Here is a 26,394-nt window from a genome sequence, read left to right as displayed (position 1 = left end):
GTTGCTGAGTCAATGTCCAAAGATCAACTAGCTGGTCGGATCCTTGTGGCTGACATTTTTGGGAACCGTAAAGCATGTCGCCGCGTTCATAAGAGAAGGGGCCGCAGTGACGTGTGTCGAGAACGAGTTGCGAAGGGGACGTCTGCGCGGTGGTGAGGAGTAAGTGGTCGACGTCGGCTATAAATCGCCGCGTAGATCGTTTCGTGACTGACGCGCTGCTCGGGATGGTCTGGATGCATCTCGCGAAGTCTGGCAATAATTTGCTGCGGCGACCAGCGTCGATAAATCGGATCGTGATGCACCTGCCAGTACAGCGCACTTCCTGCCGCCAGCTTCGACTGACGCCGGCTGCGCTCGCGGCGCCTCCTGTATGCCCTGGCCGCACTCGTGGCGTCATAGCAGCATGGCGACTCCGTGCAATTGCGCGCCAGCTCCCGCGTGATGGTCGCCACGCTGCGACCGAGCAGTCTTGCAATCGCCCTGAGGCGCGTGTTCCGAGCTTTCTCGATCATGATCGCCGCGCGCTCTTCGGCGCTCAGATGCTTGTATTTCTTCATTGCTTGTTCGCCTTCTTGACGGGCTAGACGCTAGTCAATTGTCGAAGGAGATTGTGCGCTTTGGGGTGCGTGTCACGTTGGTCTCGCCATCACATAATGCTTGTGGTATGTCAAAACGTTGGAGGACCAGCCGCGTATAGCGGCGCAATGTCGAAGTCTACCTAGCGTGACGGGAACGTGGCGAGCTTGCATAGCATGAGCGCATGTTTCGATTTTCCGGATCTGATAGTCTGTAGGTGATTCGGCGAGAAGTTTCAGCCTTGCTTGCAGCCTGGGTAAATGGCTCAAATATTTTTTCGACATCACATTCGCTTTTCCAAGTTGGCGCATCAATCGAGTCGCGGCCATTCGCTGTGTTGCGTATATAGCCGGTAGAGTAGGCAGAAGGTCATCCAGTCGTGCACAAAGTTCGTGATCACGCTGCACCCAGTCCACACGTGACGCAGTACCATGGAAAACTTTTAGATCTCGACACATGTCCTGTAACCATAAGCGATCATGTTCGCGCAGCCAGCGATGTGTTTGCTTGCAGTGGGAGCCTATGACGCATACGCCGGCGCCCAGATGAGTCTGTGCCGAGAGGGTCCACAATCCTCGATGCATTTTGCGTAGACTTGCACGTGTGGCTATGCGCAACGTACTTACAGCTTCGTGGTGCGGCATAAAGCTGGTGTTCGCTATAGGGACGCCGGCCAAGCGATCAACGAATTCTTGGTGGATGTTTGTTATACCCTCGTGCCCCATATGTCCGTGCCGTTTGTGATGGAGAAATATTTGCTTCTCACGCCATTGGTCAATTTCAGGTTCTGAAATTGGTCTTTGGCAATATCTTGTCGATGAAAGTGGTGGGTCCTTTCCCTCAAGACCATTATGCGGAATTTCCCGAGCGCATGCTGGAAGCGTGCAATATCACCAAAAAGGTAACCAATCAATAATAGGTGATAGAGTGGGTGTACGGAGTACTTGGGGTATTCTAGCAATTGATGCAACCAGGATAGCGCACCTCTGGTAGTTCGTCGCAGTTTGTCCGGGAAGGGTAAGTCATTGAATGTCTCGTAGTACGTATTGAGTGCAGATGATAGGTCGGCGTAATTCGTTCGCACGCCTTTCCGGAAGCCCGCGCTGACAAGTGCGGAGTGGTAGGCTTCGGTTCGTGTGGTGGTGTCAATAGCCTCCAGATTTGCTTCAAGAAGTGCCCGTGACAGTGTAACGAAATGCACCACCGGGGGGCGAGGTTGGGTTTCGATCATCGGCTGGCTAAATGAAGGCGGAAGTACGAATGCATGCCTATTTACTGACGTTTGTCGGATGAAATAATCGACGAGAGGCGTGAGGTGAATCGGGCATATGCACACGCCCGGAAGTTGATGCAACCGGTGCCAGTATGTGCATCCGTAATGATCGATGTCTGCCGTGACGCAAGTGGGGCAAAACCGGAGCGGAGGTAGCGCACTTAGGCCGGAAGAAACGATACCGAGCTTAACTTTTAATATCCGACCGTCGCCAGAATACATGATCTCGCGAATAGCTGGTTCTCGTTCGGGGGCAAGAAACGGACGGTAATATGGATACATCGTGGCGACGTCGAGCGTTGCTTGCAAGCTCCGACACGGCATACTGGAGCCGAGATTCCGGTCGAGATCGACTAGATGTGTTGGAAGGTCGATGCCGGGTAAGACTTGCCGGTTGCCAAAGAGGCGGCTCATATTGATGGTTGACCAATAATTCATCGCGTTGAGTGCGAGTGTCCGCGCCAACCACGAGTAGAGTAGTTCATCTGGTAGTAGAGCCGGCACGAAACTGAGCGGAATCATGACGACTGCCTGCGGCCCTTGCCAGCGCGTTTCAGCGGATCCTCGGTCGGTGGCATTGGAGCAGACGCGGTCTTGCGAGCTAGGCGTGGACGCGTTTGGCGAGGTGGTTTGGTCGATCGCTCCTGATTAGAAATATCGTCAAATTCTTCCCGTGAGATGGGCGGGGCAGGGAAATCCACCTGGAGTTGTTTCATCAGAAATTCGTACTCGCTGCCGAACAGCAAATCATCAAATTCGGCCATTTTTGCATGTTTGCGACTGCGGAGTGCTTGGATAGCGGGACCAAGAATCGCCATGTCGGTGTTGAGTGTGCGGTTGAATCCCGCTTCATCTACGACTTCGACGCCGCCGATTGCGTTGCGCTGCGTGAGCAGGAACGAAAGAACCGCAAATGCGGTGTTGCCAGCTGACGCGTCATACCACGCTTGACGAATGTTCTTGGTGAGCAGTGTCTTTTTTTTGACATATGTGTGATCCCAATAGGTGTCGGTAAAATCAATCCATTCCGGACTGTTTTTGCTCATTGGAGATAACTTGGAGAAGCCATCAGAGACGGACTTCCGTGTATTGTGAACGTTCGTTAATAAAGATGTGTCGAGTGCTGGTGTAGCCATCAAAAATAGGCTGATTCCGATGCGCTCAAGAATTTCGCTGAAGAGGTTTAACATCAATTCTGAATTTTTACCGGATGCGGATCGAATGTGCTGTACCTCGTCGATGACGATGAGTCCGAGCGAGACTGAGGTTGCGACTCGGTTCATTAATTCGACCATCGGGCTGATATTCCGTACAGAATTAGCTGAGCGAAAATATTCAGTTCCAAGTAGTCGATCGATTTCCGAGAAAAATTGAAGACAGAGGCTCTTGAGCGTGGCGTCATGGGGAACACGCAGCATAACGTAAGTGATCTGTTGGCATGTGAGCCGGCGACCGTGATACGATGTGTGAGTGATGACCTGTGGATAGCGCAATAGAAACGCATCCGCAAAAGTCGTTTTTCCCATTCCACTGACCGCTATAATGCAGTGCCCTTTTGCGGATGATCGCCAGTCTGGTGGAAAAGGAAGACCATCTTTTTCGCTTGTAGCAAGCGCGTGGCGCCGCTGCATATCTATCGCGTTGAGTGGATTGCGTGCGATATATGTCTCGCGTAACATTGACGCCAGCGCGATTGCGGGTTTTTCGTAATCTGGAAAGGGATAGACGATTTCGGTAAGTGCGTTGACCTCCATCATCCGAACAATTTCGGATTTGCGGCGCAAAGCGTCAGTTGGTTTATCCGGATAGTTGGATAGTTGTATGAGGAATGTGTCGCGAGTTGCTGGAAGCGGTGGCAGTGCTTCGATGAATGGATTGCCGTCGAATCGACGGACATCAGTTGGATGGTAGCACGCAGGAACAATGGTTGCAGTTCTCATTTTTGATTCCTCTTCATGCGAATGAGATCGACCTTTTTTCTGCGTTCGTCAAGTTCGACTTTTTGCCAATCATTGATTGATTGAGCGCACGACGAACGCTCTGGCTCTTTGTGTTGGTCGGATCTGCCACTGAGTTGTTTTTTAAGACGTTCGGTTTCGTCGGCGCGCGTTATTTGCTGGGTGCGTGCATCTTCGATCTGTGGTGAAATTGACTTCGTTCCGTGTTTGTAATTATCGGTATGTCTAATTATGCGTTGACGTTGAGCATCGTGTTCCGCGCTAGCTTTCAGTTGCAATTTGATATGCGTTCGAGCGTCTTCTTCTTCCAAAGTGACGCCGTGCAGCTCCTGTAGTGCGCCTAAAGTCATTTCGAACGTGGCCCACGCATGGCGCTTGTTTGGTACAAAGATGCGGGACGGCTCGGTCTTGTCAACGCGGACGGACAGTCTTTTCGCTCGGGCCGTTGATTTCTTGGTGAGGTCCCACGCAAGTGAGTCTACCGGCCGATATACTCGGTTACGGTAGACTAGGGCACGATTGGATAGTGTTGCCATGTCTTTGCTAAGGAGCATTTGATAGTAATCGTCGTCCAAATAGGGTGGCGAATGGCGGCCGGTCTGATGCTTCAATCCCCATAAATATGCAGCCTGCGGTGTAGGCGCTACACCGGCTTCCGCTAAGATTTCGTAGCGTTCGAGGGCACTATGGGAGCGATTGTTATGGTCCTGGACGATCTCGATCACTTCCCGATAGGCGTCGGCGAGCGAGTAAATCGAGGCACTTCGAGCAGTGTCAGCGACTTTGCGTGATGTCCTGTCCCGAGGCCTATCGGCGTAAGCCCCACGCATCCCTTCGCTCGCCATGCGCTTCTTTAATACACCTATCAGGCGTTCAACGATGGCCTTGCCGTCGGGACAACCGGGTGGAAGAACACTCAGCTCAATGCGCAAGTCGTCTACGATCGATTGTTGAGCGGATTCGGATAAGAATTCGCAACCCCTGTCTACGCATATACACGCGCTGAGGATCCCTGGCGGCCAGCGTATATCGTCGATATCGATGTCGAGTGCCGTGAATCGCTTGGTTCGTGATGTAAAAGCAATCAGTAGCGTGTAGCGAAGCTCTTCGTAAGACGGTGGGGCAAGCGACATATAAACAGATAGGACATAGCGGCTCCAGCGGTCTATTGCAAGATAGATCGTAGGCTGACCAAGGCATATCTCGGGTTGCCCTTTCTGTCTGAGGAAAAGGCGCCCAGTGGCGCTGTCTATTTCTGTAATCTCACCTGCGCTAGAGGCATATAGGGCCGCCGTATAGACGCCTGGCAGAGATGGGTGCCTTGGGGAGTTGGATATTGATGTCTCAGGCCCGCGGATGTAGTAACGGAACTGACGCAAAGTCACGGGAATTTGCTGCTCGCCACGAGTGTAAGCTGCGTAGCGTTCGGGGTGACGCTCTCTGAATTCTTTACCCAGATAGGATTCGTGTGCGCCGGTCTGTGTCGCTTTGCCGCGGAGACGCCGCATGGCATCGCGCATGTCGTTGATGTCTTCTATCTGTACGACGAAATCACATTCACCTAATTCATTAGATAAGGCTGACTTGGGGCCTCGCCGGCGAGGAGCTGGTGTAGTCAGGTCGTCAGCGTGGAGATCGGTCGTTGACACGATTCCGTGCGGCCCGGACGGTAAATCGAGCAGTGCAAGGCGCGATCCGCCGAAATAGTAGTAGCGCAATACCCAACGTCGGAGCGAGACAGGACTGACGAGCTTAACTTTTGCGTGATCGCGGATCAATCGAGTGAACATGCCTCTGGTCAGATTTTGTTCGATGGAGAATTGCGCCAATAGTGGTTCGACAAGTTTCCAGATAGCTTGAAGACGTATATCTGGATCGGATTTCGGGTCGGGAATATTTTTAAATGCGTCTGGAAGTACAATGCGGCCCCATTCGCTACCTGTTGCATTGGCAAGTTCGGCAAGTTCGTGAAGCAAGAGCCGCTGCGGACGCCTTGCGTCGTGAGCAAGCTTCGCTTCGCTAACCCACATCGCGTAGACGCAAGTATTAAATCGATGTGTAATGCGCAGATAAGTCGGCTCGCTTCCTGATAAGCGCAAAACAAGGCCCGGGGCCGGTGTGGCAGAGGGAATGGCGACGAAGTCAACCATGGTTGTAGCCGTCGTCTAGGACGACAGGTGCGCTAAGTGCAAGACGGTGCGTCAGAGAAACCGGAATACGCTGCGACCACGCACAATAGAGAAATGTATCGAGCGCCGCCGTGTCAGTGAGATGCAAACGTTGACGTGATGCAACTAGGAGACTTTGTAGAGGGACATTGCGTTCGTAGCATGCGAGGAAGGTTTCGGCGTATGACTCTGCCAACTCGTCGTCACTGCGGTATTGATGGAGAAACCACGACCGGATATAGCGCAAGTTTTGGAGGACTTTGCGATCAAATTGGCTGGTGTCAACGCGAAACCAGGGCACACCATTCTCTATACACCACAAATACTGGACATGCAGTAGCTGACCGCTTCTATCATGCAAGTTAGCAACCGTAGGAGACAGGTTCGCTGCTCGATACGTAAGCCCCTTGTCGGTCAGCTCTGTAACGAGGAAATCCAGTGTGAACGGTTCGGGGGCGCCGTTGCGGAAGGGATGATGAATGCCACATTGTCGAGACAACTGCAAGGTGCGATCGAGATCCAGGATGGGCCAGTGTTCCCGGATGTCGATGATGGACCGGCTCCGTTCAAGCAAATAAAAATAGGTTGTTTCCTTCTCGCTGAGTAGCTGGTAGATTCGGTCGATTTTTATTCCACGGACGTAGGCTGAGGTTCCTTTTCCGGCGGATCCTTTGATCTGGCACCACGATCGATAATCTGGACCTATGCCTATCCCGAAACCGCGGCGCACGCGAGAACGCAGATGTGGCGGATAAACCGCCGGACTAGCATTCCAATCCATGAGTGAAGGCTAGTTCTTTTGGCGGAAATTTCCACAATATTTGTCACCCAAAGGCCATCGCGTGCCGCGTGCGTGAAGGGCCGCGCGAGATGCGACGGCAGCGCGTCGCTGAACAGCCGGCTGCCGAGTGCATAAAGCGGATGGTCGAACACGTTCTTCACGAACAGGACGGTGCGCCCGGCCGGCGCGCCGTGCGGCAGCGTGTCGACGTAGAGCCGCCAGTTGCTCTGCAGCGGCGACGGAAACACGCGCCGCAGCGGGCCGGCGAGACGCGGGCCGAAGTGCCGGTGCCGGTAGGTGAGCGTCGTGAACGGCGTGCGGCCGCCGCGGCTCGCGAGCGTGACGCCGCGCGGCACGAGGTGCGCGACGGCCGCGACATCGACGATCCACGTGCAATACACGACCTGTTCGACGTCGCTCGCGAGCTGCAGGAACGGCAGCCGCGACAGCACCGCGCGGCGTGCGCGCAGCAGCGGGCCGCTCGCGACGATCCGGTTGGCGATCCGGCCGGCGAGGCCGGTGGACGGGTAGACGAAGGCGTTGTCGTAGCGCATGGCCGGCATTGTGCCGGGGTTGCAGCGTGCGCGGAAGAGGCGAGGTCTTTGGCCGAACCGCGTGCATTTGCCGGGCGCCGCCGCATGGTGCCGCTCGTGCGGCGGATCTCGCCACGATTCATTCCGGCCCGGGTTCGCGCAGCTGCCGCCGCGGCACGTTCAGCCAACGCGCGATCTTGCCGCCTGCGAGTCGCCACTCGAACGGATTGCGGAAATCGAACGTGTACAGTTCGCGTCGAAGGTACGGCCAGTACCCCCGCAGGCTTCGGGACGCCCGGGCGCGCTCGATGCGCGAGGGCCGCCAGGTGTTGTGCCAGGGGAAGTTCGTCGCCACGCTCGAGCGCCGTCGTGGCAACCGGAAATTGAGCGCATACGCGTACCGCGGCTGATCCGAGAGGTTGGCCCCTGCGGCATGCAGCGTGCGCCCCGCATGCACGGTGCAGTCTCCCGGCATCAACGGACATGCCACGGCGTGCGCCGGATCGAATCCGCCCACACACTCGAGCCCATGTGCGGTCACGTCACCCCCGAGCGGACCATGCGGAAGGACGTCGTACAGATGAGATCCGGGGATGAACTGCATGCATCCGTTGTCGACCGAGACGGCTTGCAGCGGAATCCAGAAGTTGACTTCGCGATGCTCGATGCGCGCGTCGGTAAACGCGTCGTCCTGGTGCCAGGGCGTCACGGTGCCCGTACGCGGCTGCTTCAGGAAAAAGCTGTCGCCGGCAAAACGAACCTCCGGGCCGAGCAGCGCCTGGGCGATCTCGAACGCGGTGCGACGGATACGGAGTGCCGATAGCCGACGCTCGAAATAGGAGGCCCAGTGGAGCTGGAGCAGTTGAGGCCCGGCATCGCGCCCGTTCGTCTCGGGATAGAAATCGAACATCAGGCCCTCGGCGTAGCCCGTGCGGCTGCCGAGCAGACGATGGCCGATTTCGCGCAAGTCTTCGATCTCCGATGGGTCGATCAGCCGGTCGATAACCGCAAAGCCGTCGTGATGGAACCGGGATCGAAGATTGGCTTGCATTGGAGCCTTGACGATGAGTTCACGGATCGCGAAGCGCTGCGGATGGCCGCTGTTTTTTCGATTTTCGTATTTTCGCGCGCGGCGCTTCTGTTCGATACCTTACGTTGGCTGCCGAGCGCGGCAACCGGTACGATTTTTTCGCATCCGCCGGGCGACGCCGCACGGTGCGATGCGTGCGAGCCATGTCGACGGCCGGTCTTGACGCGCGAGGCATGCGTGCGAAGGCCGGCCGTTCGCGCGTCAGTACCCCGCCGCGCCGCCGCCCTGATCGGTCACGATCGCCACCCCCGAGCTCGTGCCGAGCCGCGTCGCGCCGGCTTCGAGCATCGCGAGCGCGGCCGCGCGGTCGCGCACGCCGCCCGACGCCTTCACGCCGAGCGTCGGCCCGACCGTCCGGCGCATCAGCGCGACATCGGCGAGCGTCGCGCCGCCATGGCCGAAGCCGGTCGACGTCTTCACGAACGCGACGCCGAGATCGCGGCACATCTCGCACACGCGCACCTTCTCGTCGTCGGTCAGCAACCCCGTTTCGAGGATCACCTTGAGCGGCACCGTGCCGCAAGCGCGATGTACGGCGTCGATGTCGGCCTTCACGTCGTCGGCGCGGCCGCTTTTCAGCGCACCGAGGTTGATCACCATGTCGATCTCGCCCGCGCCCGCCGCGATCGCGGCGGTGGCTTCGAATGCCTTCGCGGCGGACAGCCCCGCGCCGAGCGGAAAGCCGACCACGGCGCAGACGAGCACGCCGGTTTCGGCCAGCTCGCGCGCGGCGAGCGGCACGTTCGCCGAATTCACGCAGACCGAGTAAAAGCGATGCTCGGCCGCCTGGCGGCAGAGTTCGCGGATCTGCGCGTCGCTCGCGTCGGGCGCGAGCAGCGTGTGATCGATGGTTTGGGCGAGTTGGGCGTTGGAAAGCGGCATGTGTCAGGACTCCACGGATCGTGTGCGGAAAGGGCACACGGAAAGTTGATGTTTTCACATCGGTTTGTTACAAATACGACATTCCGGCCGGGCCCGCGCGCCCGGCACGACGAGCGACTCACGCGGCGGGCACGCAGGATACAGGCATGGAAACAAAGAAGGGCGAACGGATCAAGACATTGATGAACGTGCTGCAAGGGCAGAACGCGATTCATCTGAGGGAAGTCGCCGAGTTGTTCGGCGTATCCGAAATGACGATCCGCCGCGATCTCGCGGACAATCCGCACGGCCTCAGCCTGATCGGCGGCTACGTGACGCGCCATTTCGCCGCGCAGCGCAGCGACATCGGCGAATACCTGATCAGCGCCGAGAACAACCGGCAGACCGAGGAAAAGCGCCGCATCGGCAAGCTGGCCGCGCAGTTCGTGACGACCGGCGACACGATCTTCGTCGACTGCGGGTCGACCACGCCGTTCATCGTCGATTTCATCCCCGACGACCTCGAATTCACGGCGGTCTGCAATTCGCTGAACGTGTTCGCGAAGCTGCAGCAAAAGCCGCATTGCAACGTGATCCTGTGCGGCGGCGCGTATCACCGCCAGAACATGGTGTTCGAATCGGTCGCCGAAACGGGCATCCTCGATTCGGTGCGCGTGTCGAAGGCGTTCATCTCGGCGGCCGGCGTGAGCGAACGCTGCGGCGTCACGTGCTTCAATTTCCACGAAGTCGATGCGAAGAAGAAGGTGATGGCGCGCGCGCAGAACCGCTTTCTGCTGGTCGACCACACGAAATTCGACGAGGTGCGCGCGGCCTATTTCGCCGAACTGACCGATTTCAACTACGTGATCTCCGACGGGCAACTGAGCCGCCGCTACGAAACGACGATCCGCGAGCACGGGATCGCGCTCGTGACCTGATGCGGCGCGGGCGTGCGGCGCGCGCTGCGTCGCACTTTTCGTCGCGCTTTTCATCACATCACGCATCGCGGGCTTCCGCCGCGCTCAGGTAGCCGGTGACCACGTCGAAGCGGCGCGATGCGCGCGGCGCCAGTGCCGCGACGTGGCCCTTGCGGCGTTCGGCTTCGTAACCCTCCGGCTCGCAGGTCGACGGCAGCGCGAACGCGGCGACCTGATGATCCGCGTTGTGCAGGACCCAGCGCGTCGCATGCGGAAATTGCGCGGGGCGGTACGCGGTGTGGAACGCGCCGCCGTCCGGATGCGCGAGCCGGAAATGCGCGATGCCGTCGGCATCCGTTTCCACGTCGTTCATGAAGAACACGATCTCCGGGTCGTACAGCGCGGGCGCATCGAGCGTCGCGAGCCGCGCCGGTTCGCGCGCGAGCGTGGCCGTGTAGTCGCGCCACGCGGCGGTCGGCTTCACGTGGGCGGGCACGCTGTCGCGCAGCCGCATGCCGCCGGCCGGCAGCGACTGCACGAAGCGGCCGCCCGGCACGTACGCGTAGTTCAGGTGGGCCATGTACATCAGGTCCATCGGCGTGCCGCCGAGGTTCGTCACCTCCATCGCGATCGTCATCCGCGCATCGTGCTCCGCCAGCCGCACCGACGGACGCGCGACGTAGTGGCTGCCGAAGCCCTGCACGTATTCGTATTCGCCGGTCACTTCGACCGTCGCGCCGCGCGCATCCGTGCCGACGACGAGGCTCGCGCGGTCCATCGGCGCGCACGGCATCTCGCCGTGCAGCGCGTGCGTGTCGTCCGGCCCCGGGCAGCCGTTGCGCAGCAGCCCGCTGTGGAACATGAAGCAACCGTACGTATCGATGATCGACGTCGCGCGCTTCGGCTGCCGGAACATGTGCTTCATCGTCAGGTCGCGGCCGTCGAATTCGGCGGCCCAGATCATCTGGCCGAGATACGGCAGCACGACGAGATGGCCGCGGCGGTTCTCGAGCTTCAGCGCCTCGACGCCGGACGGATAGGCGAACGCGGTGACGGTGAGGCCGTCGGTGCGGTACAGCGTGCGCGGCGCTTCGCGGAAGTCGTCGCGCCGCAGTTCGATCTCGCCGCGCATGGTCAGGCTCCCGACGTGTTGCGCGTCGCGGCGTAGCGCGTGGACGCATGGCCGTCGGCCGCCGCGTCGGGCGTCGCCGCCGGCAGGTGACGCAGGCAGTAGAAGCCGTAGTACACGATCACGACGAAGCACAGCAGCGGCACGACGAACGCGAGCTGCATGTTGCCGCCGGTGTGATCGGAGATCAGCCCCTGGATCAGCGGCACGACCGCGCCGCCGACGATGCTCATCACGAGGATCGAGCCGCCGTATTCGGTGTCCTTGCCGAGGCCGTCGATCGTCAGCCCGTAGATCGTCGGCCAGCACGGGCCGAGGAAGATGCTCACGCACACGGCCGCATACACGGCGGTGATGTTGTGCACGCTGATCGTGTACGCGAGCAGTGCGATGCACAGGATGCCGTAGACGATCAGCACCTTGGCCGGGCCGACGCGCTTCATCACGAGCGTCGCGATCAGCTTGCCGACGAAGAACGCGAAGAAGGTCGCGAGCAGGTAGCGCGACGCGCCGCGTTCGGTGAGGCCGCCGATCTGCATCGCGAGCCGGATCGTGAAACTCCACACGCCGACCTGCGCGCCGACATACAGGAATTGCGCGATCACGCCCGCGACGAAGCGCCGGTTGCCGAACAGGCGCGCGAGCGTGCCGCGCGCGTCGATCCGGTGCATGACCGTACTCGCCGCATTGCCCTTGCACGCCGGATAGGGCGTAAGCGCGAACACGATGAACACGGCGACGAGCACGACGATCAGCCACTTGTACGGCTCAAGCGTGGCCTGGATCATCGCGAGCTGGTGCGTGTGCGCGTCGGCGGCCGACATCGCCGCGAGCTGTGCATGCGACGCGTCGCCTTCCTTGAAGATCAGGAAGCTGCCCATGTAGACGCCGGCCATCGCGCCGAACGGATAGAACGTCTGCGAGATGTTCAGCCGCCGCGTGCTGGTGTCGCGCGGGCCCATCAGCGTCGAATACGAGTTCGACGCCGTTTCGAGGAACGACAGGCCCGCGGCGATCACGAACAGCGCGACGAGGAACATCCCGTACTTCGCCATCGACGCGGCCGGGAAGAACAGCAGGCAGCCGGTCGTGTAGAGCAGCAGGCCGACGAGGATCGTCGTCTTGTAGCTGAACTTCTTCACGACGGTCGCGGCCGGAATCGCGAGGAAGAAGTAGCCGAGATAGAACGCGGACTGCACGAACGCCGATTCGAAATCGGACAGGAAGAACGATTTCTTGAACTGCGCGATCAGCACGTCGTTCAGGTTCGCGGCGGTGCCCCACAGCGCGAACAGGCAGCACAGCAGCGTGAACGCGAAGAGGGGCGTGCGATTCAGGTAATAGCCGTCGGGGGCGTGTTCGATCCGGGTTCGGCTCATGGGTGTCTCCTTCCCAATGTCTCGTCGATGAAGGCGCCGGTCAGAAGCCGGCGTCGCGGAGGAAGCGTTCGAACGTCGCGGCGTCGGCGTACGATTTCTGCGTGCCGAGGCCCGTGACCGAATGCGCGGCGTACGCGGACGCGTAGCGCATCGCATCGACCGCGTCGCGCGACGCGGCATAGCAGCGCGCGAAGCAGCCGATGTACGCGTCGCCGGCGCCCGTCGTGTCGCGCGCGTCGACCGGGACGCCCGGCACGTGATGCACGCCGTCGCGCGACACCAGCAGCGAACCGTTGCTGCCGAGCGTGACGAGCACGTGCTTGAGCCCGCGTGCGACCAGCGCTTCGGCGGCGCGGGTCGCGCTCTCGCGCGAATCGACCGGCAGGCCCGACACGATCGCGAGCTCGGTTTCGTTCGGCACGAAGAATTCGACGGAACGGATGCGTTCGAAATCGAGGTCGGCGACCGCCGGCGCGGGATTCAGCAGCACCGGAATGCCGTGCCGTGCGCCGAATTCGATCGCGTGATAGACGGTGTCGAGTTCGATCTCGAGCTGCAGCACGATCAGCGCGCATTCGGCGAGCATCGGCGCGGCCGCGTCGATGTCGGCCGGCTGCAGGTGGCGGTTCGCGCCCTTGACGATCAGGATGCTGTTGCTCGAATCGGGCTCGACGAAGATCGGCGCGACGCCGCTCGGCACGCCGGCGACCTTGCGCACGTGCGTGGTGTCGATGCCTTCGCGTTCGAAGTTGCGGATCGTGTTGTCGGCGAACACGTCGTCGCCGACCTTCGTGACCATCACGACGCGCGCGCCGAGGCGCGCGGCCGCGACGGCCTGGTTCGCGCCCTTGCCGCCGCAGCCGAGCTCGAAGTTCGGGGCCTCCAGCGTCTCGCCCCGGGCGGGCATGCGCGCGACATAGGTCACGAGGTCGACCATGTTGCTGCCGATGACGGCGATTGTCTCCATCTGCGTCTCTTCCTTGGTATGGGGCGCCGCACGCACGCGGTCGGCGGCGGGTTGCGACAGGTGATAATAAAATCACATTGAATGTGAAAATGCAATCCTGTTGTGTTAGAAGGGTCACTTTCTGGTGGATGGTCTGAGGATGGGGAAGCGGCTAAGCCGGGTTTCGCGCCTCTCCGTGAACTGCCTGCGGCCGGCGCCTTCACCGTCGATCCAGTTTGGCTATTGCTTCATGCGAATTTCGGATTGTTCCGCTATTGCTCCCACTCGATTTCCGCGACCGCGGCACACGTCGGCGAAACTGAGCCTTCCGCGCATTCCCGATTGCTCCGCGAACAAAAAAATGATCGATTCGATCATATAAGGGTTTTCATTGACTGTTATCGTCATGAAACAGGCTAAAATGCACACATCGAGCAGTTATTTTGATTGAAGCGATCATGTGTGCGGAGAACACCCCGGACACCGCGTTTCCTCATACGAGCTGCCCTGGCTGGCGTACGTGGCGGCGTGGTCGCGACCGCAAACGCGCCTTCCGCGCCGCTATCGACACAAGACAACCCTGCAGACGGCGATCCCGTCCGCCGTCCTTTCCGCGATGGAGCCTGCATGTCAATTGCGTTCAAGGGAATCGTTCCCGCGCTGATCACGCCGATGACGGCGAACGAGAACGTCGATGAAGACGGCCTGCGCGCGCTGGTCGAGCGGCTCATCGAGGCCGGCGTGCACGGCCTGTTCGTGCTCGGCACCAACGGTGAATTCATCGCGCTGAATGAAGAAGAGAAGCTGCGCATCGCGCGGATCGCGGTCAGTCAGGCACGTTCGCGCGTGCCGGTCATCGCGGGAACCGGTGCGTATGCGACGCGCGACGTGATCGACCTGAACCGGAAGATGGCCGATGCCGGCGTCGATGCCGTGTCCGTGATCACGCCGTATTTCAACGGCGCCACGCAGCCGGAACTCTACGCGCACTACAAGCAGATCGCCGACGCGACGCCGCTGCCGGTCATGCTTTACACGATTCCCGCGAAAGCGGGCATCACGCTGACCGTCGATACGGTGCGCCGCCTCGCGGAGATTCCGAACATCCGCGGCATCAAGGATAGCGGCGGCGACTTCGACCGGTTGCTGCAACTGATCGACCTGCGGCGCGACGATTTCGCGGTCTTCACCGGCACCGACTCGATGATCCTCTGGACGCTGATCGCCGGTGGCGACGGCGCGGTCGCCGCGACGACCAACGCCGTCCCGCATGTCGTGATGTCGATCTGGAACAAGTTCCACGCCGGCGATATCGCCGGCGCACGCACCGCGCAGGAGTCGCTGCGCGCGCTGCGCGACGCATTCGCACTCGGCACGATGCCCGTCGTGCTGAAAACCGCCGCGCAGATGCTCGGGATGCCGGCCGGCCCTGCGCGCTCGCCCGCGCAGCCGCTCGATGCCCAGGCCCGCGAGCGCCTCGCGCAAGCGCTCTCCGTCTACCGCGACGCCGCGCGCGGCCACTGAAACAGGTCTCAGCATGACGACTTACCATTTCCAGACAGTCAGGCACATCGTCCACGGTGCAGGCAGCCTCGCCACGCTTCCCGACAAGCTCGCGCTGCTCGATACGCCGGTCAAGCGCATCGCGCTGATCACGCAACCGTCGATGGAAGCGCTCGGCATCGTCGATCGCGTGATCGAATCGCTCGACGCGAAGGACGTCGACGTGCGCATCATTCGCGGCGTCGAGCCGGAGCCGACCATCGGCAACGTCGAGACGGTGTTCAACGAGCAGATCGCGCCGTTTGCGCCGCAGGCGATCCTTTCGATCGGCGGCGGCAGCGTGCTCGACGCGGCGAAACTGTTCGCGGTCCGGCTCACCAACGACGAGCCGCTGCGGAACTGGCTCGGCATCGACCTGATCAAGCACCCCGGCGTGCCGATGATCCTGGTGCCGACGACGGCCGGCACCGGCTCCGAGGTCACGCCGAACGCAATCGTGACGCTGCCGGACGAATCGTTGAAGGTCGGTATCGTCAGCCGTCACCTGCTGCCGCAGATCGTCATTCTGGACCCCGAACTGACGCTCGGCCTGCCGAAGCCGATCACCGCCGCGACCGGCATGGATGCGTTCGTGCACGCACTCGAATCGTACATTTCGACGAAGGCGAACCCGATCAGCGACATGTACGCGATGGAGTCGATGCGCCTGATCGGCGCGAACATCGTCGACGCGTATGAAAACGGCCAGTCACTGAAGGCGCGCGAGGCGATGATGCTCGGGTCGATGTATGGCGGTCTCGCGCTCACCGCCGCCGGTACCGCTGCGGTACATGCGCTCGCGTACCCGCTCGGCGGAATGTTCAACGTCACGCACGGCGTCGCGAACGCGATGCTGCTGCCGCACGTGATGGCGTTCAACCTCGATGCGATCGAAGACCGGCTGGCGAACGTGGCGCGCGCACTCGATCTCGCGTCGAAAGCCGACACGGACGCCGACGCGGCCCGCAAGCTGATCGACAAGATGGAGGCGTGGACCGCAGCCGTCGACATACCCCAGGATCTGCGCAAGTTCGGCGTGTCCGAAGCACATCTCGACGCGCTCGCGGTTGCCGCATCGAAGGTCAAGCGCCTGCTCGGCAACAACCCGAAGGCGCTCACGCTCGACGACATGAAGTCCATCTACCGGCGCCTGCTGCCGTGAACGCGCTCGCCCCGCACGCAGCACGGCTGCTGATCGTCGCCGACGACCTGTCGGGCGCGGCCGACTGCGCGGTTGCCGGGTTGCGTCACGGCCTGACGGCCATGGTCGTGCTCGATGCCGCGCACGCGGCGGCGGCGCCACATGGGGTCGACATTCTGTCGATCGACGTGGATTCGCGCCGCTTGCCGAAGGACGTGGCCGCGCGACGCACCGTCGATGCGGTCGCGTCGTTGTCGAATGCCGGCACGCGCCTCTACAAGAAGGTGGACTCGACGCTGCGCGGCAACTTCGCGGCGGAAGTCGCCGCGCTGACGTCGCGCGCCGGAATGGCGATCGTGTGCCCGGCCTACCCGGCCTCGGGACGCACGACCATCGACGGCCGCCAATGGGTGCGCGGCGTGCCCGTGGAAGCGAGCGAATACTGGCGCAACGAACACATCCCGGGCACGGCAGATCTCGTTGCATTGCTGTCCGCCGAAGACCTGCGTGTCGCCTACACGGCAATCGGTACGGTGCGCGACAACGCAAACGCGCTCACCGCGCATCTGCGCGAGCTGCAATCCGACCGCGTGCAAGCCGTCGTGTGCGACGCGGAATCCGACGACGACCTGCAACGCATCGCGCGTGCATCCGCGGCGCTCGACGGCGTGTTCTGGGTCGGCTCGGCCGGCCTGGCCCCCGGCGTCATCGAAGCGCTGGGGCCACCGCATGGCGCGAGCGGGCCGACGGCCGGCGGCCCGCATTCGAAAGGCCCCGTGCTGACGGTCGTAGGCAGCATGTCGAGCATTTCGCATGCGCAGCTGGACTGCCTCAAGGCGAACGCGGGCACCCATCTCGTTGCGCTCGAAGTCAGCGTCTGCGCGCTGGACGACACGCGAAGCGACGTCACGACCGTGGCAAGCGACGCGCTGCGTGGCGGCCGGCATGTCGTCGTCTCGTTGAGCCAGGCACGGCGCGGCGACGTCAATGACGGGCTGCTGTTCTCCACGCGCCTCGCCGCGCTGCTCGCGCCAGCCGTGCGCCACGCCGGCGCAATCATCGCGACCGGCGGCGAAACGGCACGCGCGCTGCTCACCGCGGCCGGCGCGAGCGCGCTGCGTGTCGTCGACGAAATCGAGGACGGCATGCCGCTGCTCGAATGCCGGCTGCACGGCAACGCACTGCCCGTCGTGACCAAGGCCGGCGGTTTCGGCCAGCCCGAATCGATTTATCACGCCTGGCGCCGGCTTGCGAACACAGGCGAGCCGGCCGACACGGCCCAACCCAATCAGTGAAGGGAATTGCCATGGACAACCGTCCCATCATCGGCATCACCATGGGCGACGCGGCCGGCGTCGGACCGGAAATCATCATGAAGAGCCTCGCGCATGCATCCGTGTACGAGGAGTGCCGCCCCGTGGTCGTCGGCGACGCCGCGCGCCTGCGCGATGCAGGCCGCAGAGCCGGTGTCGATCTCGAGGTGAGCGCGATCGGCCGTCCGTCCGAAGGCGCGTTCCGCGTGGGCGTCGTCGATTGCATCGACCTCGCGCTGATTCCGGCCGACCTGCCTTATGGAAAGCTGTCGGCGATCGCGGGAGACGCCGCGTACCAATACATCGCGCGCACCGTCGAACTGACGTCGAAAGGCGAGCTCGACGCGATCTGCACCGCGCCGCTGAACAAGGAAGCGCTGCATGCCGGCGGCCACATTTTTCCCGGCCACACGGAAATGCTCGCTCATCTGACCGGCATCGACGAGGTGTCGATGATGCTGGTCGCACCCAATCTCCGGGTGATCCACGTGACGACGCACATCGGCCTGCTCGACGCGATCCGCAAGATCGAGCCGGGCCTCGTGCAACGCACGATCGAACGCGGGCACGACACGCTGGTGCGCGCCGGCATCGCGAATCCGCGCATCGGCGTCTGCGGGATCAACCCGCATGCCGGCGAGAACGGGCTGTTCGGCTACGGCGAAGAGGAAGAGAAGATCGTGCCGGCGGTCGAAGTCCTGCAGGCGCGCGGCTGGGACGTGGAAGGCCCGCTGCCGGCCGATACGCTGTTTTTCCGCGCGGGCCGCGGCGATTTCGACGTGGTCGTCGCGATGTATCACGACCAGGGACACGGGCCGGTAAAGGTGATGGGCCTCGAAGCCGGCGTCAACGTGACGGTCGGCCTGCCCGTGATCCGCACGTCCGTCGACCATGGCACCGCGTTCGACATCGCGGGCAAGGGCATCGCCGACGAACGCAGCCTGCTCGAAGCGTTCCGCCAGGCCGTGGATCTCGCGACGCGGCGCAACGAATCGTCGCCCGTGGCCAGCGCCGCGTAAGCGGCCCCGTACGCAACGACACGCAGCACCGTCGAGCGATACCGGCAGGCACAGGCCGGATCGCTCGACGCATCGAACGCACATCAACCGAAGGTAACGTGGAGACAAGCGATGGCCACCTTCAGTTATTGGGATACCGCCACCATCATCGGGATGGTGGTTGCCTACATCGTGGTGACGAGCGTGGTTAGTATCCGGCTGCGCAGCCGCAATTCCGAACAGTTCATGGTGGCCGGGCGTTCGATGCCGGCGCTGGTGGTCGCGATCCTGCTGATGTCGGAATTCATCGGCGCGAAATCGACCGTCGGCACGTCGCAGGAGGCGTTCTCGGCCGGCATCGCCGCGTCGTGGTCGGTGCTCGCGGCCGCCATCGGTTTCCTGCTCTTCGGCCTGTTCATGGCCCGGCGCCTGTACGCATCCGGTGAATTCACGATCTCCGGATTCATCGCGCAGCGATACGGGCACGGTGCGAAGCTCGCCGTTTCCGCGATCATGATCTATGCGCTGTTTGTCGTGAACGTCGGCAACTACGTGAGCGGCGCGGCGGCGATCTCGACGGTCATGCGCATCAACCTGCCGACGGCCGCCGTCATCACCGCGATCGTCAGCACGATCTATTTCGTGTGGGGCGGCCTCAAGAGCGTCGCATACCTGACGGTCGTGCACAGCGCCGTGAAGCTGCTCGGCATCGCCATTCTGGTCGGCGTCGCGTGGAAGCTGTCGGGCGGTATCGCGCCGATGGCACGGAGCCTGCCCGCGCACTACTTCACGTGGTCCGGTGCGCTGTCGGGCGGCACGATCGGCGCATGGATCATCGGCACGGCCGGGGCGATCTTCTCGACGCAGTTCATCATCCAGGCGATCTCGGCCACCCGCAGCCCCGAGGGGGCGCGTGCATCGTCGCTGATCGCCGCGTTCCTGTGCGTGCCGATCGCGCTCGCGCTCGGCTTCATCGGCGTGGCGGCCAAGTACCTGTATCCCGGCGTCAAGAGCCTGTACGCGCTGCCCGTCTTCCTGCAGCACATGAATCCAATCCTGGCCGGCATCGTCGCGACGTCGCTCGTGGCATCGATCTTCGTCAGCGTATGCACCGTCGCACTGGCGATCGCGTCGCTGATCGTGAAGGACTTCTATGTGCCGCGTTTCAATCCGACGCCCGACGTCGAACTGAGAATGACGCGCTGGATCTCGCTGATCGTCGGCTTCCTGCCGCTGATCTTCGTGCTGTTCGTCCCGCAGATCCTCGCGCTGTCGTTCTTCAGTCGCGCGCTGCGGCTGTCCGTGTCGGTCGTCGCGCTGATCGGCATCTATCTGCCGTTCTTCAGCGGCAAGCGCGGTGCCGTGTCGGCCCTCGTCGTCGCGACGCTCGCCACGACGTTCTGGTACCTGCTCGGCAACCCGTTCGGCATCGACAACATGTACGTCGCACTCGTGACGCCGGCCATCGTGCTGGTGATCGGCAAGCTGCTGTTTCATGGCGATGGCGCGAACCTTCGCGACAAGCCGCTCACGCATCGCGAATCGCACTGACGTCGCCCACCCAGAGAGATTTCATGAGCACGAACCTCGTTGAAGCGGCCAGCGCCGCGTCCGATCATTGCGTTCGCACGGCCTATGCCGACGCGGAACGGCAAGAGGCGTTTCTGCCCGCCGCCTGCGTGCAGAACCACGCGGCCAACCTGCACTGCCTCGACAACGGCGACCTGCTGTGCGTGTGGTTCGGCGGCACGCAGGAGGGCATTCCCGACGTGTCGATCTACCTGTCGCGTCTTGCGGCCGGGACCGACGAATGGTCCGCGCCGCGCAAGCTGTCGGACGACCCGACCCGCTCCGAACAGAACCCGGTGCTGTTCACCGCGCCCGACGGCCGCCTGTGGCTGATCTACACCGCGCAGTTGTCCGGGCATCAGAACACCGCGATCGTGCGTCGCCGCGTGTCGACGGACGGCGGCCTCACGTGGGGCCCCGTCGACACGCTGTTCGACCGGCCGGGGACGTTCGTGCGCCAGCCGATCGTCGCGCTCGACGACGGCACGTGGATCTGCCCGATCTTCCTGTGCCGCACGGAGCCCGGCGAGCGCTGGGTCGGCAACGACGACGTCAGCGCGGTGATGGTGTCCGACGACCAGGGTCGGACGTGGACGCCGCACGAAGTGCCGGACAGCGTCGGGTGCGTGCACATGAACGTTCACGTGCTGCACGATGGGTCGCTGCTGGCCCTCTACCGCAGCCGCTGGGCGGACTTCGTCCACGCGAGCCGCTCGACCGACGGCCGTACCTGGAGCGCGCCCGAGCGCACCGACTTGCCGAACAACAACTCGTCGATCCAGTTCACGGTGCTGCAGAACGGTCATCTCGCGCTCGTGTTCAACGAAAGCGACGCGTCGCACGGCAAGGAGCGCCGTGCTTCGCTGTACGACGACATCGACGACTCGGAGGACAGCGGCGAGCTGCGCGACCAGCAGGCGTCCGTGCGCGGCACCGCGTTCTGGGGCGCGCCGCGCGCGCCGATGTCGCTCGCCATCTCGGAGGACGGCGGCCGGACGTGGCCGCGCCGCCGCAACCTCGAAATCGGCGACGGGTATTGCATGACGAACAACTCGGCCGACCAGCGCAACCGCGAATACTCGTATCCGTCGATCGTGCAGTCGCGGGACGGCGCGTTGCACATCGCGTTCACCTGGTTCCGCCAGAAGATCAAGTACGTGCGCGTCGACGAAACATGGGTTCGCGGCCGATGACGCTCCCCGCGGCAACTGGCCGGTCACTGCGGCAATTCGATAAACTTGTCGGTCCAGAGGCGCGCCATGGTGCGCCGAATCGATCAGACCAGGAATTCACGCACATGAAAGTGACCAGGCGCCGGGAGGCGATGCTGCAGGCCGTGCTCGGGGGCATGACGGACGTCGCGACGCTGTGCGAGCACTTCGGGATGTCCGAGGCGACGGTGCGTCGCGACCTGCGTGCGCTGGCGAGCGACCGCCGCATTCTGCGCACGTACGGCGGCGCCGCCGCGGTCGGCGGCCACGAGCCCGAGCCGTCGCTCGAGGAGCGGCGCATCAGCTCGCAGGAACAGAAGGAAGCAATCGCGCACGCGGCGAGTTCGTTCGTCGAGGACGGCGACACCGTGTTTCTCGACGGCGGCACCACGACGGCGGCGCTCGCGCGTCTTCTCGCGGGCCGGACGGACGTTCACGTGGTCACCAACAACCTGCTGGTCGTGAGCCCGCTCGTGTCGTCGGGCGTGCACGTGACGGTGATCGGCGGCGATGTGCGGTCGTCCAGCATGAGCACGCTCGGGCCGCTCGCGCAAATCGCGCTGAGCCGGCTGAGCGTCGACAAGGCATTCCTCGGCGCCGATGGCGTGGTGGCCGAGCTGGGATTGTGCGAGGCGAGCAGCGAGCAGTCGTATCTGAAGGAATGCGTGATGCGGCAGGCAGCCGAGGTGTTCGTGCTGGTGACCGCGGACAAGCTCGGGCGCGCGAGCCAACAGCACTGGACGCCGCTCGAACGCGACTGGACGCTCGTGACGGATGACGGCGCGCTGCACGAGCAGCTCGAACCGTTTCATGCGCAGGCGAGGGTCACCGTTCAGGCGGTCAGCACGAAAGCAACGGCCGCATCCGGCGGGCCGCTGCAAGTTCAAACGTAACGGGAGACATCGTGGCGCAACGGGAGCAGCCGGGTCTGGATTCACGTCATGCCGTCGTCACCGGTGCGTCGTCGGGAATCGGCCGCGCGATCGTCGAGCGCCTGCTCGCCAACGGCTGGCGCGTCACCGGACTGTGCCGGTCGCACGTCGAAACGGCGCACGATTCATTGAAGATCGTGCCGGTCGACGTGACCGACTTTGCGGCGCTCGCGCCCGTATGCGACGCGCTCGGCGTGGTCGACGCGCTCGTGCATGCGGCCGGCTTCATGCGCACCGCGCCGCTCGGCCAACTGTCGCACGACGACGGCGCGGCAATGTGGCGCCTGCATGTCGAATCCGCGACCTTTCTCGCCGATCGGCTGGTGCCGCGGATGCCTCCCGGCGGCCGCATCGTGCTGCTGGGCAGCCGCACCGCGAACGGCGCGGCCACGCGCAGCCAGTATGCGGCGACCAAATGCGCGCTGGTCGGGCTCGCACGATCGTGGGCCGCGGAACTCGCGCCGCACGGCATCACGGTCAATGTCGTCGCGCCCGGTGCGACGGACACGCCGTTCCTGCGCGATCCGGCGCGTGCGGCCACGCCGCCCAGGCTGCCGCCGATCGGGCGATTCATCACGCCCGATGAAGTCGCCGCGCTGACCGCTTTTCTGCTGAGCGCGAATGCGGGTGCGATCACCGGGCAGCAGATCGTCATGTGCGGCGGGGCGTCGCTTTAGCGCGGCGTGCCAGGTGCGGACTTTGAGTCGCCGTGTCGCGCATAGAGTCGACGGTTCAAATATGAAGATAAATCGCGAATATTCGAGGCTGTGAAATGTGACGCAGCCTGACGCAAGTGCGCGTCGAATCCTTCTCAACGAGACGCATACTTTCGCGCGTCGCGACGCATACGGTGTCGCCGATCGGCCGGAGTTTACCGCTCGAACCGAAAATAACCATCCACTCCGGGTAAACGCTCTCCCACAGCCCGTTGACAGCACAATTTGAAGCGTCGAGCATTTGACTTATACGTATAAGTCAATGTTCAGTCTCATGGTCGGCTCAGGGCGACTGTCGGAGGCTGGATTCCGATCATGCCTCGAGCAACGAAGTGGAAGGACGTCTGGAATGGATACTCATATTTCGCGCGGATCTGGAAGTCAGGCCGCTATTTCGTCAGCAGGGTTCGCCGGTGCGAATCCGTCTGAACAAACTGCCGGAATAAGCGAATCGTCCTTGAAATTGAGCCGCGAATTGAGTGTGCTCGATTTGATCGTGTACGGCATGGTTTACATGCTTCCGATCGCGCCGTTCGCACTTTACGGAATCATTTCCAATGTCAGCGGCGGTATGGTGCCGCTGGTATACATCGTGAGTGTCGTCGCGATGATGTTTACGGCCCGGAGTTACCAGATACACAGCAAGGAATTTCCGGCAGCCGGGTCAGCCTATACCTATGCTCAAAACGGCATCGGCGATCTGGCCGGTTTTCTGGCCGGATGGCTGGTGTTTCTCGACTACATCATCGCGCCGGGACTGCTCGCGGTCGTCAGCGCGGTTGCGATGAACAGCCTGGTGCCCGAGATTCCCCGTTCCGTCTGGGTGATCGGATTCGTCGGCCTCGGAACGATCCTGAATCTGGTCGGTATCTCGGTGACCGCGAAAGTGAACCAGGCGTTCCTCGTGATCATGCTGGTCATTCTGGCCGCGTTCGTCGGAGTCGGTCTCTTTGCGCTTTACAGCGGCATGGGGCACGGCCGGCTCACGTTCGGTTCGCTCTTCAATGTCCATACTTTCACATGGGCGGGGCTCGGCACCGGCATCCTCATCGGTTCGACGAACTTTCTCGGCTTCGACGCGATCACGACGCTCGGAGAAGAAGTCAGGAGCGAGAAGCGTCATCTGGCCAGCTTTGCCGGCATGGCATCGCTGGTCATCATCGCGATCCTGTTCGTGCTGCAGACCTGGATTGCTGCCGACCTCGCGTCTGGCGCGAAGGTACTGTCGCCGGATAGCGCCTTTTACGACATATCGGGTTACGCGGGCGGCCACTGGCTGTTCGCGATGACGTCCATCAGCACTGCACTGGCATTCGGCGTGCCGTGCACGATCGTCTGCCAGATGGCAATCGCCCGCATCATCTTCGCGATGGGGCGCGACCGGCAGCTTCCCAAGGTGTTTTCCCGTCTGTCGCGCAGATCGAAGCAACCGTATGTGGCGAATATTTTCGTTGCATCCATCTCGCTGATCATCGCATTGGTCTTTCAGGATCGGCTCGACGACCTGGCCTTGTTCCAGAACTTCGGCGCATTCTCTGCATTCATCCTGGTCAACCTTTCCGTCATCGGTTACTTCAGGATCAAGAAGCAGTCGAAGGACACATGGAATCACGTGGTTCTGCCGGCGATCGGATTTCTCGTCATCGTTGCACTCATGGTCGCGATGAGGGCCGCAACGTTGAAGATGGGCATCATCTGGCTCGTGATCGGGCTCGTCTATTACTTTGTGATGCGCCATGTGTTTGGACGCAGTGCGGCACTGAAGATCTGAGAACGACATCGATGATTCCGTTGCTCACGAGGAATTTTCGCTTGCAGGCTTGATGTGCGATGACTCGACGCCGGCCCTTCGCGATGAAGGGCTCGTCGGGTCATTTTTCGTTGTGGGTGCGTGACAGGGCACGTCTATTTCATGAGTACTTTCGCAGTCGATGGTCAGTCCCGCGGTGGCGTCTGGGCGCGCCTTTCGACCCGGGCAGGCTTTTATTCGTTCGGTTTCATTCTTTCCGCGTGGGCGCCGCTCGCGCCTCTTGCGAAATCCCGAATCGGCCTGAGCGATGGCGACTTCGGTCTTGCGCTGCTGTGGTTCGGCGTCGGCAGCCTGGTTGCGATGCCGATCGGTAGCGCAGCGGTCGCACGCGTGGGATGTCGACGGATCATCCTGCTGGCCGGCCCGATCACGTGCGCATGCCTGTTTGGACTTGCGTCGACCGACCGCGCCGACATCCTGTCGGTGTGCCTCTTCCTGTTCGGTTTCGGTATCGGCGCCACGGAGTCGGCGATGAACCTGCAGGCTGCCGTGGTGCAGCGCATGCACGACGAGCCGCTCATGTCGGGATTTCATGCATGGTGCAGTATCGGGACCATCGCGGGTTCTGCCGGCGTCAGCACGTTGTTGTCCGTTCAGATCTCACCGGTCGGGGCGATCGCGTGCGTCTTTGCGGTCATGGTTGCCCTTTGGTGTGTCGTCGGCCGGCATTTCATCGCGCGAACGGGTACTGCGCAAACGCACCGATTCGCACGCCCCACGTTGTATATCGTCTGGATCGGCATGCTCTGCTTTGTCGCTTTTCTGGCGGAAGGGGCCGTACTCGACTGGAGCGGTGTGTTCCTGGTGACCGAAAAGGCGTTCCCGCAGTCCAGTGCGGGCTACGGCTACGCCGCCTTCGCGCTGGCGATGACAATCGCGCGGTTGACAGGCGACCGCCTGGCCCGTGTGTCGGGTGCGCGATCGATTCTCGTCGCCGGTTCGGTCGGAACTGCGGCCGCCCTCGTCGCGCTGGTTTTCGCACGGCACTGGATGATCCTGATCGCGCTGTTCGCAGCGGTCGGTTTCGGCCTGGCCAACATCGTCCCGCTGTTCTTTTTGCACGTCTCGCGGCAACGCCGGATGCGGGTCGAGCTGGCAATGCCGGTCGTCGCGACGCTGGGCTATGCCGGCATGCTTGCCGGGCCGGCCGTTCTGGGCGCGATAGGGGAGCTGGCGGGGCTTTCGGCTTCGCTTCTGACGATCGCCGCGATGCTTTTGCCGATAGCGTTGTCGGCGCACACCATCGTATCCCGCGACGTCGGCTAGGGCCTGTTCACGCTAATAACGGGCTTGCGCTGGTCCCCAGAAGGGCCGAGCGCGAGGATTGCGACGAAGCGAATACTCGACGTATTCGCGAGGAGCATGACGCGGCGATCGGCCCTTGTGGGGACCAGCCCGACGAATGCATTTTTCCAAACAGGGGAACGTGCCTTTGCGCCCGCATGGCGGCGTCGTTCGTCGTTGCAATAGCTACGGCTATTGCGCCTCCTCACTCCTTGCCCTGCGGGCGCAAAGGCACGTTCGCAAGCCCGTTATTAGCGTGAACAGGCC

23 protein-coding genes are annotated in these 26,394 nt (G+C 62.2%); 11 read left to right on the top strand and 12 right to left on the bottom strand.

The window, feature by feature from the left end; genetic code table 11:
- Positions 1-86: 86 nt before the first annotated feature.
- From AP428_RS36190 to deoC, 9 genes are all read right to left on the bottom strand, one after another.
- Entirely contained in the window at positions 87-557 is a 471-nt protein-coding gene (locus tag AP428_RS36190; RefSeq protein ID WP_082409453.1) for a helix-turn-helix domain-containing protein, read from the bottom strand.
- Positions 558-629: 72 nt separating this feature from the next.
- The gene (locus AP428_RS37815; protein ID WP_374105016.1) at positions 630-1,220 is read right to left on the bottom strand and encodes a TnsD family Tn7-like transposition protein; all 591 of its coding nucleotides are present in this window, start codon (positions 1,218-1,220) and stop codon (positions 630-632) included.
- 62 nt (positions 1,221-1,282) lie between these two features.
- Complete coding sequence (locus AP428_RS36180; RefSeq protein ID WP_082409450.1) at positions 1,283-2,371, bottom strand: TnsD family Tn7-like transposition protein; 1,089 nt, start codon at positions 2,369-2,371, stop codon at positions 1,283-1,285.
- Positions 2,368-3,789 carry an ATP-binding protein gene (locus AP428_RS36175; RefSeq protein ID WP_082409448.1) on the bottom strand — a complete coding sequence of 474 codons (1,422 nt, stop codon included), beginning with the start codon at positions 3,787-3,789 and terminating at the stop codon, positions 2,368-2,370. Before AP428_RS36175 ends, AP428_RS36180 begins: the two co-directional genes overlap by 4 nt.
- Complete coding sequence (locus tag AP428_RS36170; RefSeq protein ID WP_082409446.1) at positions 3,786-5,957, bottom strand: DDE-type integrase/transposase/recombinase; 2,172 nt, start codon at positions 5,955-5,957, stop codon at positions 3,786-3,788. The genes AP428_RS36175 and AP428_RS36170 overlap by 4 nt, the downstream gene beginning before the upstream one ends.
- Positions 5,950-6,756 (bottom strand): TnsA endonuclease N-terminal domain-containing protein, encoded by an 807-nt coding sequence (locus AP428_RS36165; RefSeq protein ID WP_082409445.1) that lies wholly within the window; start codon positions 6,754-6,756, stop codon positions 5,950-5,952. The genes AP428_RS36170 and AP428_RS36165 overlap by 8 nt, the downstream gene beginning before the upstream one ends.
- Positions 6,684-7,310: a DUF2071 domain-containing protein gene (locus AP428_RS29465; RefSeq protein WP_227745879.1), complete on the bottom strand. Its 627-nt coding sequence runs from the start codon at positions 7,308-7,310 to the stop codon at positions 6,684-6,686. The genes AP428_RS36165 and AP428_RS29465 overlap by 73 nt, the downstream gene beginning before the upstream one ends.
- 118 nt (positions 7,311-7,428) lie before the next feature.
- On the bottom strand, positions 7,429-8,340 hold the full coding sequence (locus tag AP428_RS29460) for a phytanoyl-CoA dioxygenase family protein (RefSeq protein WP_011545738.1): 912 nt from the start codon (positions 8,338-8,340) through the stop codon (positions 7,429-7,431).
- Positions 8,341-8,580: 240 nt separating this feature from the next.
- Positions 8,581-9,261 (bottom strand): deoxyribose-phosphate aldolase, encoded by a 681-nt coding sequence (gene deoC / locus AP428_RS29455; protein WP_011545737.1) that lies wholly within the window; start codon positions 9,259-9,261, stop codon positions 8,581-8,583.
- Positions 9,262-9,407: 146 nt separating this feature from the next.
- Between deoC and deoR the strand changes: the two genes are divergently transcribed.
- Positions 9,408-10,178 (top strand): DNA-binding transcriptional repressor DeoR, encoded by a 771-nt coding sequence (gene deoR, locus AP428_RS29450; RefSeq protein WP_011545736.1) that lies wholly within the window; start codon positions 9,408-9,410, stop codon positions 10,176-10,178.
- Between the two features lie 58 nt (positions 10,179-10,236).
- Here deoR and AP428_RS29445 read toward each other — a convergent pair whose 3' ends face one another.
- The 3 genes from AP428_RS29445 to rbsK are packed head-to-tail and all read right to left on the bottom strand — an operon-like array spanning position 10,237 to position 13,632.
- Positions 10,237-11,289, bottom strand: coding sequence for an aldose 1-epimerase family protein (locus AP428_RS29445; RefSeq protein ID WP_011545735.1), 1,053 nt, complete (start codon positions 11,287-11,289; stop codon positions 10,237-10,239).
- Between the two features lie 2 nt (positions 11,290-11,291).
- Positions 11,292-12,665 carry an L-fucose:H+ symporter permease gene (gene fucP / locus AP428_RS29440; protein ID WP_011545734.1) on the bottom strand — a complete coding sequence of 458 codons (1,374 nt, stop codon included), beginning with the start codon at positions 12,663-12,665 and terminating at the stop codon, positions 11,292-11,294.
- A 40-nt stretch (positions 12,666-12,705) separates the two neighbouring features.
- Positions 12,706-13,632 carry a ribokinase gene (gene rbsK, locus AP428_RS29435; RefSeq protein ID WP_041489677.1) on the bottom strand — a complete coding sequence of 309 codons (927 nt, stop codon included), beginning with the start codon at positions 13,630-13,632 and terminating at the stop codon, positions 12,706-12,708.
- A 606-nt stretch (positions 13,633-14,238) separates the two neighbouring features.
- Between rbsK and dapA the strand changes: the two genes are divergently transcribed.
- From dapA to AP428_RS29385, 10 genes are all read left to right on the top strand, one after another.
- Positions 14,239-15,135, top strand: coding sequence for a 4-hydroxy-tetrahydrodipicolinate synthase (gene dapA, locus AP428_RS29430; protein ID WP_011545731.1), 897 nt, complete (start codon positions 14,239-14,241; stop codon positions 15,133-15,135).
- Positions 15,136-15,148: 13 nt separating this feature from the next.
- Entirely contained in the window at positions 15,149-16,315 is a 1,167-nt protein-coding gene (locus AP428_RS29425) for an iron-containing alcohol dehydrogenase (protein ID WP_011545730.1), read from the top strand.
- Positions 16,312-17,589 (top strand): four-carbon acid sugar kinase family protein, encoded by a 1,278-nt coding sequence (locus AP428_RS29420; RefSeq protein WP_011545729.1) that lies wholly within the window; start codon positions 16,312-16,314, stop codon positions 17,587-17,589. Before AP428_RS29425 ends, AP428_RS29420 begins: the two co-directional genes overlap by 4 nt.
- An 11-nt stretch (positions 17,590-17,600) precedes the next feature.
- Entirely contained in the window at positions 17,601-18,626 is a 1,026-nt protein-coding gene (gene pdxA / locus AP428_RS29415) for a 4-hydroxythreonine-4-phosphate dehydrogenase PdxA (protein ID WP_011545728.1), read from the top strand.
- Positions 18,627-18,737: 111 nt separating this feature from the next.
- Entirely contained in the window at positions 18,738-20,156 is a 1,419-nt protein-coding gene (locus tag AP428_RS29410; protein WP_054928451.1) for a sodium:solute symporter family protein, read from the top strand.
- A gap of 23 nt (positions 20,157-20,179) precedes the next feature.
- A complete protein-coding gene (locus AP428_RS29405) occupies positions 20,180-21,367 on the top strand; it encodes an exo-alpha-sialidase (RefSeq protein WP_011545726.1) in 1,188 nt (395 codons plus the stop codon).
- 104 nt (positions 21,368-21,471) lie between these two features.
- Positions 21,472-22,278, top strand: coding sequence for a DeoR/GlpR family DNA-binding transcription regulator (locus AP428_RS29400; RefSeq protein ID WP_011694995.1), 807 nt, complete (start codon positions 21,472-21,474; stop codon positions 22,276-22,278).
- A gap of 11 nt (positions 22,279-22,289) precedes the next feature.
- Positions 22,290-22,994: an SDR family NAD(P)-dependent oxidoreductase gene (locus AP428_RS29395; RefSeq protein ID WP_011545724.1), complete on the top strand. Its 705-nt coding sequence runs from the start codon at positions 22,290-22,292 to the stop codon at positions 22,992-22,994.
- Positions 22,995-23,382: 388 nt separating this feature from the next.
- Complete coding sequence (locus AP428_RS29390; protein WP_054928450.1) at positions 23,383-24,804, top strand: APC family permease; 1,422 nt, start codon at positions 23,383-23,385, stop codon at positions 24,802-24,804.
- Between the two features lie 141 nt (positions 24,805-24,945).
- Positions 24,946-26,109: an MFS transporter gene (locus AP428_RS29385; RefSeq protein WP_054928449.1), complete on the top strand. Its 1,164-nt coding sequence runs from the start codon at positions 24,946-24,948 to the stop codon at positions 26,107-26,109.
- Positions 26,110-26,394: the final 285 nt, after the last annotated feature.

Origin of the sequence: Burkholderia sp. E168m22 (assembly GCF_001319805.1) — a bacterium.
GTDB classification, from domain to species: Bacteria; Pseudomonadota; Gammaproteobacteria; order Burkholderiales; family Burkholderiaceae; genus Burkholderia; species Burkholderia orbicola.
This window is presented reverse-complemented; position numbering and strand designations above follow the sequence as displayed.

Coding starts and splice junctions, on each gene's coding strand:
- rbsK (WP_041489677.1), bottom strand. CDS start 13,632: ATGGAGACAATCGCCGTCATCGGCAGCAACATGGTCGACCTCGTGACC.
- AP428_RS36170 (WP_082409446.1), bottom strand. CDS start 5,957: ATGGTTGACTTCGTCGCCATTCCCTCTGCCACACCGGCCCCGGGCCTT.
- AP428_RS29425 (WP_011545730.1), top strand. CDS start 15,149: ATGACGACTTACCATTTCCAGACAGTCAGGCACATCGTCCACGGTGCA.
- AP428_RS29445 (WP_011545735.1), bottom strand. CDS start 11,289: ATGCGCGGCGAGATCGAACTGCGGCGCGACGACTTCCGCGAAGCGCCG.
- AP428_RS37815 (WP_374105016.1), bottom strand. CDS start 1,220: ATGCCGCACCACGAAGCTGTAAGTACGTTGCGCATAGCCACACGTGCA.
- AP428_RS36165 (WP_082409445.1), bottom strand. CDS start 6,756: ATGGATTGGAATGCTAGTCCGGCGGTTTATCCGCCACATCTGCGTTCT.
- AP428_RS29400 (WP_011694995.1), top strand. CDS start 21,472: ATGAAAGTGACCAGGCGCCGGGAGGCGATGCTGCAGGCCGTGCTCGGG.
- AP428_RS29465 (WP_227745879.1), bottom strand. CDS start 7,310: ATGCGCTACGACAACGCCTTCGTCTACCCGTCCACCGGCCTCGCCGGC.
- AP428_RS29405 (WP_011545726.1), top strand. CDS start 20,180: ATGAGCACGAACCTCGTTGAAGCGGCCAGCGCCGCGTCCGATCATTGC.
- deoR (WP_011545736.1), top strand. CDS start 9,408: ATGGAAACAAAGAAGGGCGAACGGATCAAGACATTGATGAACGTGCTG.
- pdxA (WP_011545728.1), top strand. CDS start 17,601: ATGGACAACCGTCCCATCATCGGCATCACCATGGGCGACGCGGCCGGC.
- AP428_RS29460 (WP_011545738.1), bottom strand. CDS start 8,340: ATGCAAGCCAATCTTCGATCCCGGTTCCATCACGACGGCTTTGCGGTT.
- AP428_RS29385 (WP_054928449.1), top strand. CDS start 24,946: ATGAGTACTTTCGCAGTCGATGGTCAGTCCCGCGGTGGCGTCTGGGCG.
- deoC (WP_011545737.1), bottom strand. CDS start 9,261: ATGCCGCTTTCCAACGCCCAACTCGCCCAAACCATCGATCACACGCTG.
- dapA (WP_011545731.1), top strand. CDS start 14,239: ATGTCAATTGCGTTCAAGGGAATCGTTCCCGCGCTGATCACGCCGATG.
- AP428_RS36180 (WP_082409450.1), bottom strand. CDS start 2,371: ATGATTCCGCTCAGTTTCGTGCCGGCTCTACTACCAGATGAACTACTC.
- fucP (WP_011545734.1), bottom strand. CDS start 12,665: ATGAGCCGAACCCGGATCGAACACGCCCCCGACGGCTATTACCTGAAT.
- AP428_RS29390 (WP_054928450.1), top strand. CDS start 23,383: ATGGATACTCATATTTCGCGCGGATCTGGAAGTCAGGCCGCTATTTCG.
- AP428_RS29410 (WP_054928451.1), top strand. CDS start 18,738: ATGGCCACCTTCAGTTATTGGGATACCGCCACCATCATCGGGATGGTG.
- AP428_RS36175 (WP_082409448.1), bottom strand. CDS start 3,789: ATGAGAACTGCAACCATTGTTCCTGCGTGCTACCATCCAACTGATGTC.
- AP428_RS36190 (WP_082409453.1), bottom strand. CDS start 557: ATGAAGAAATACAAGCATCTGAGCGCCGAAGAGCGCGCGGCGATCATG.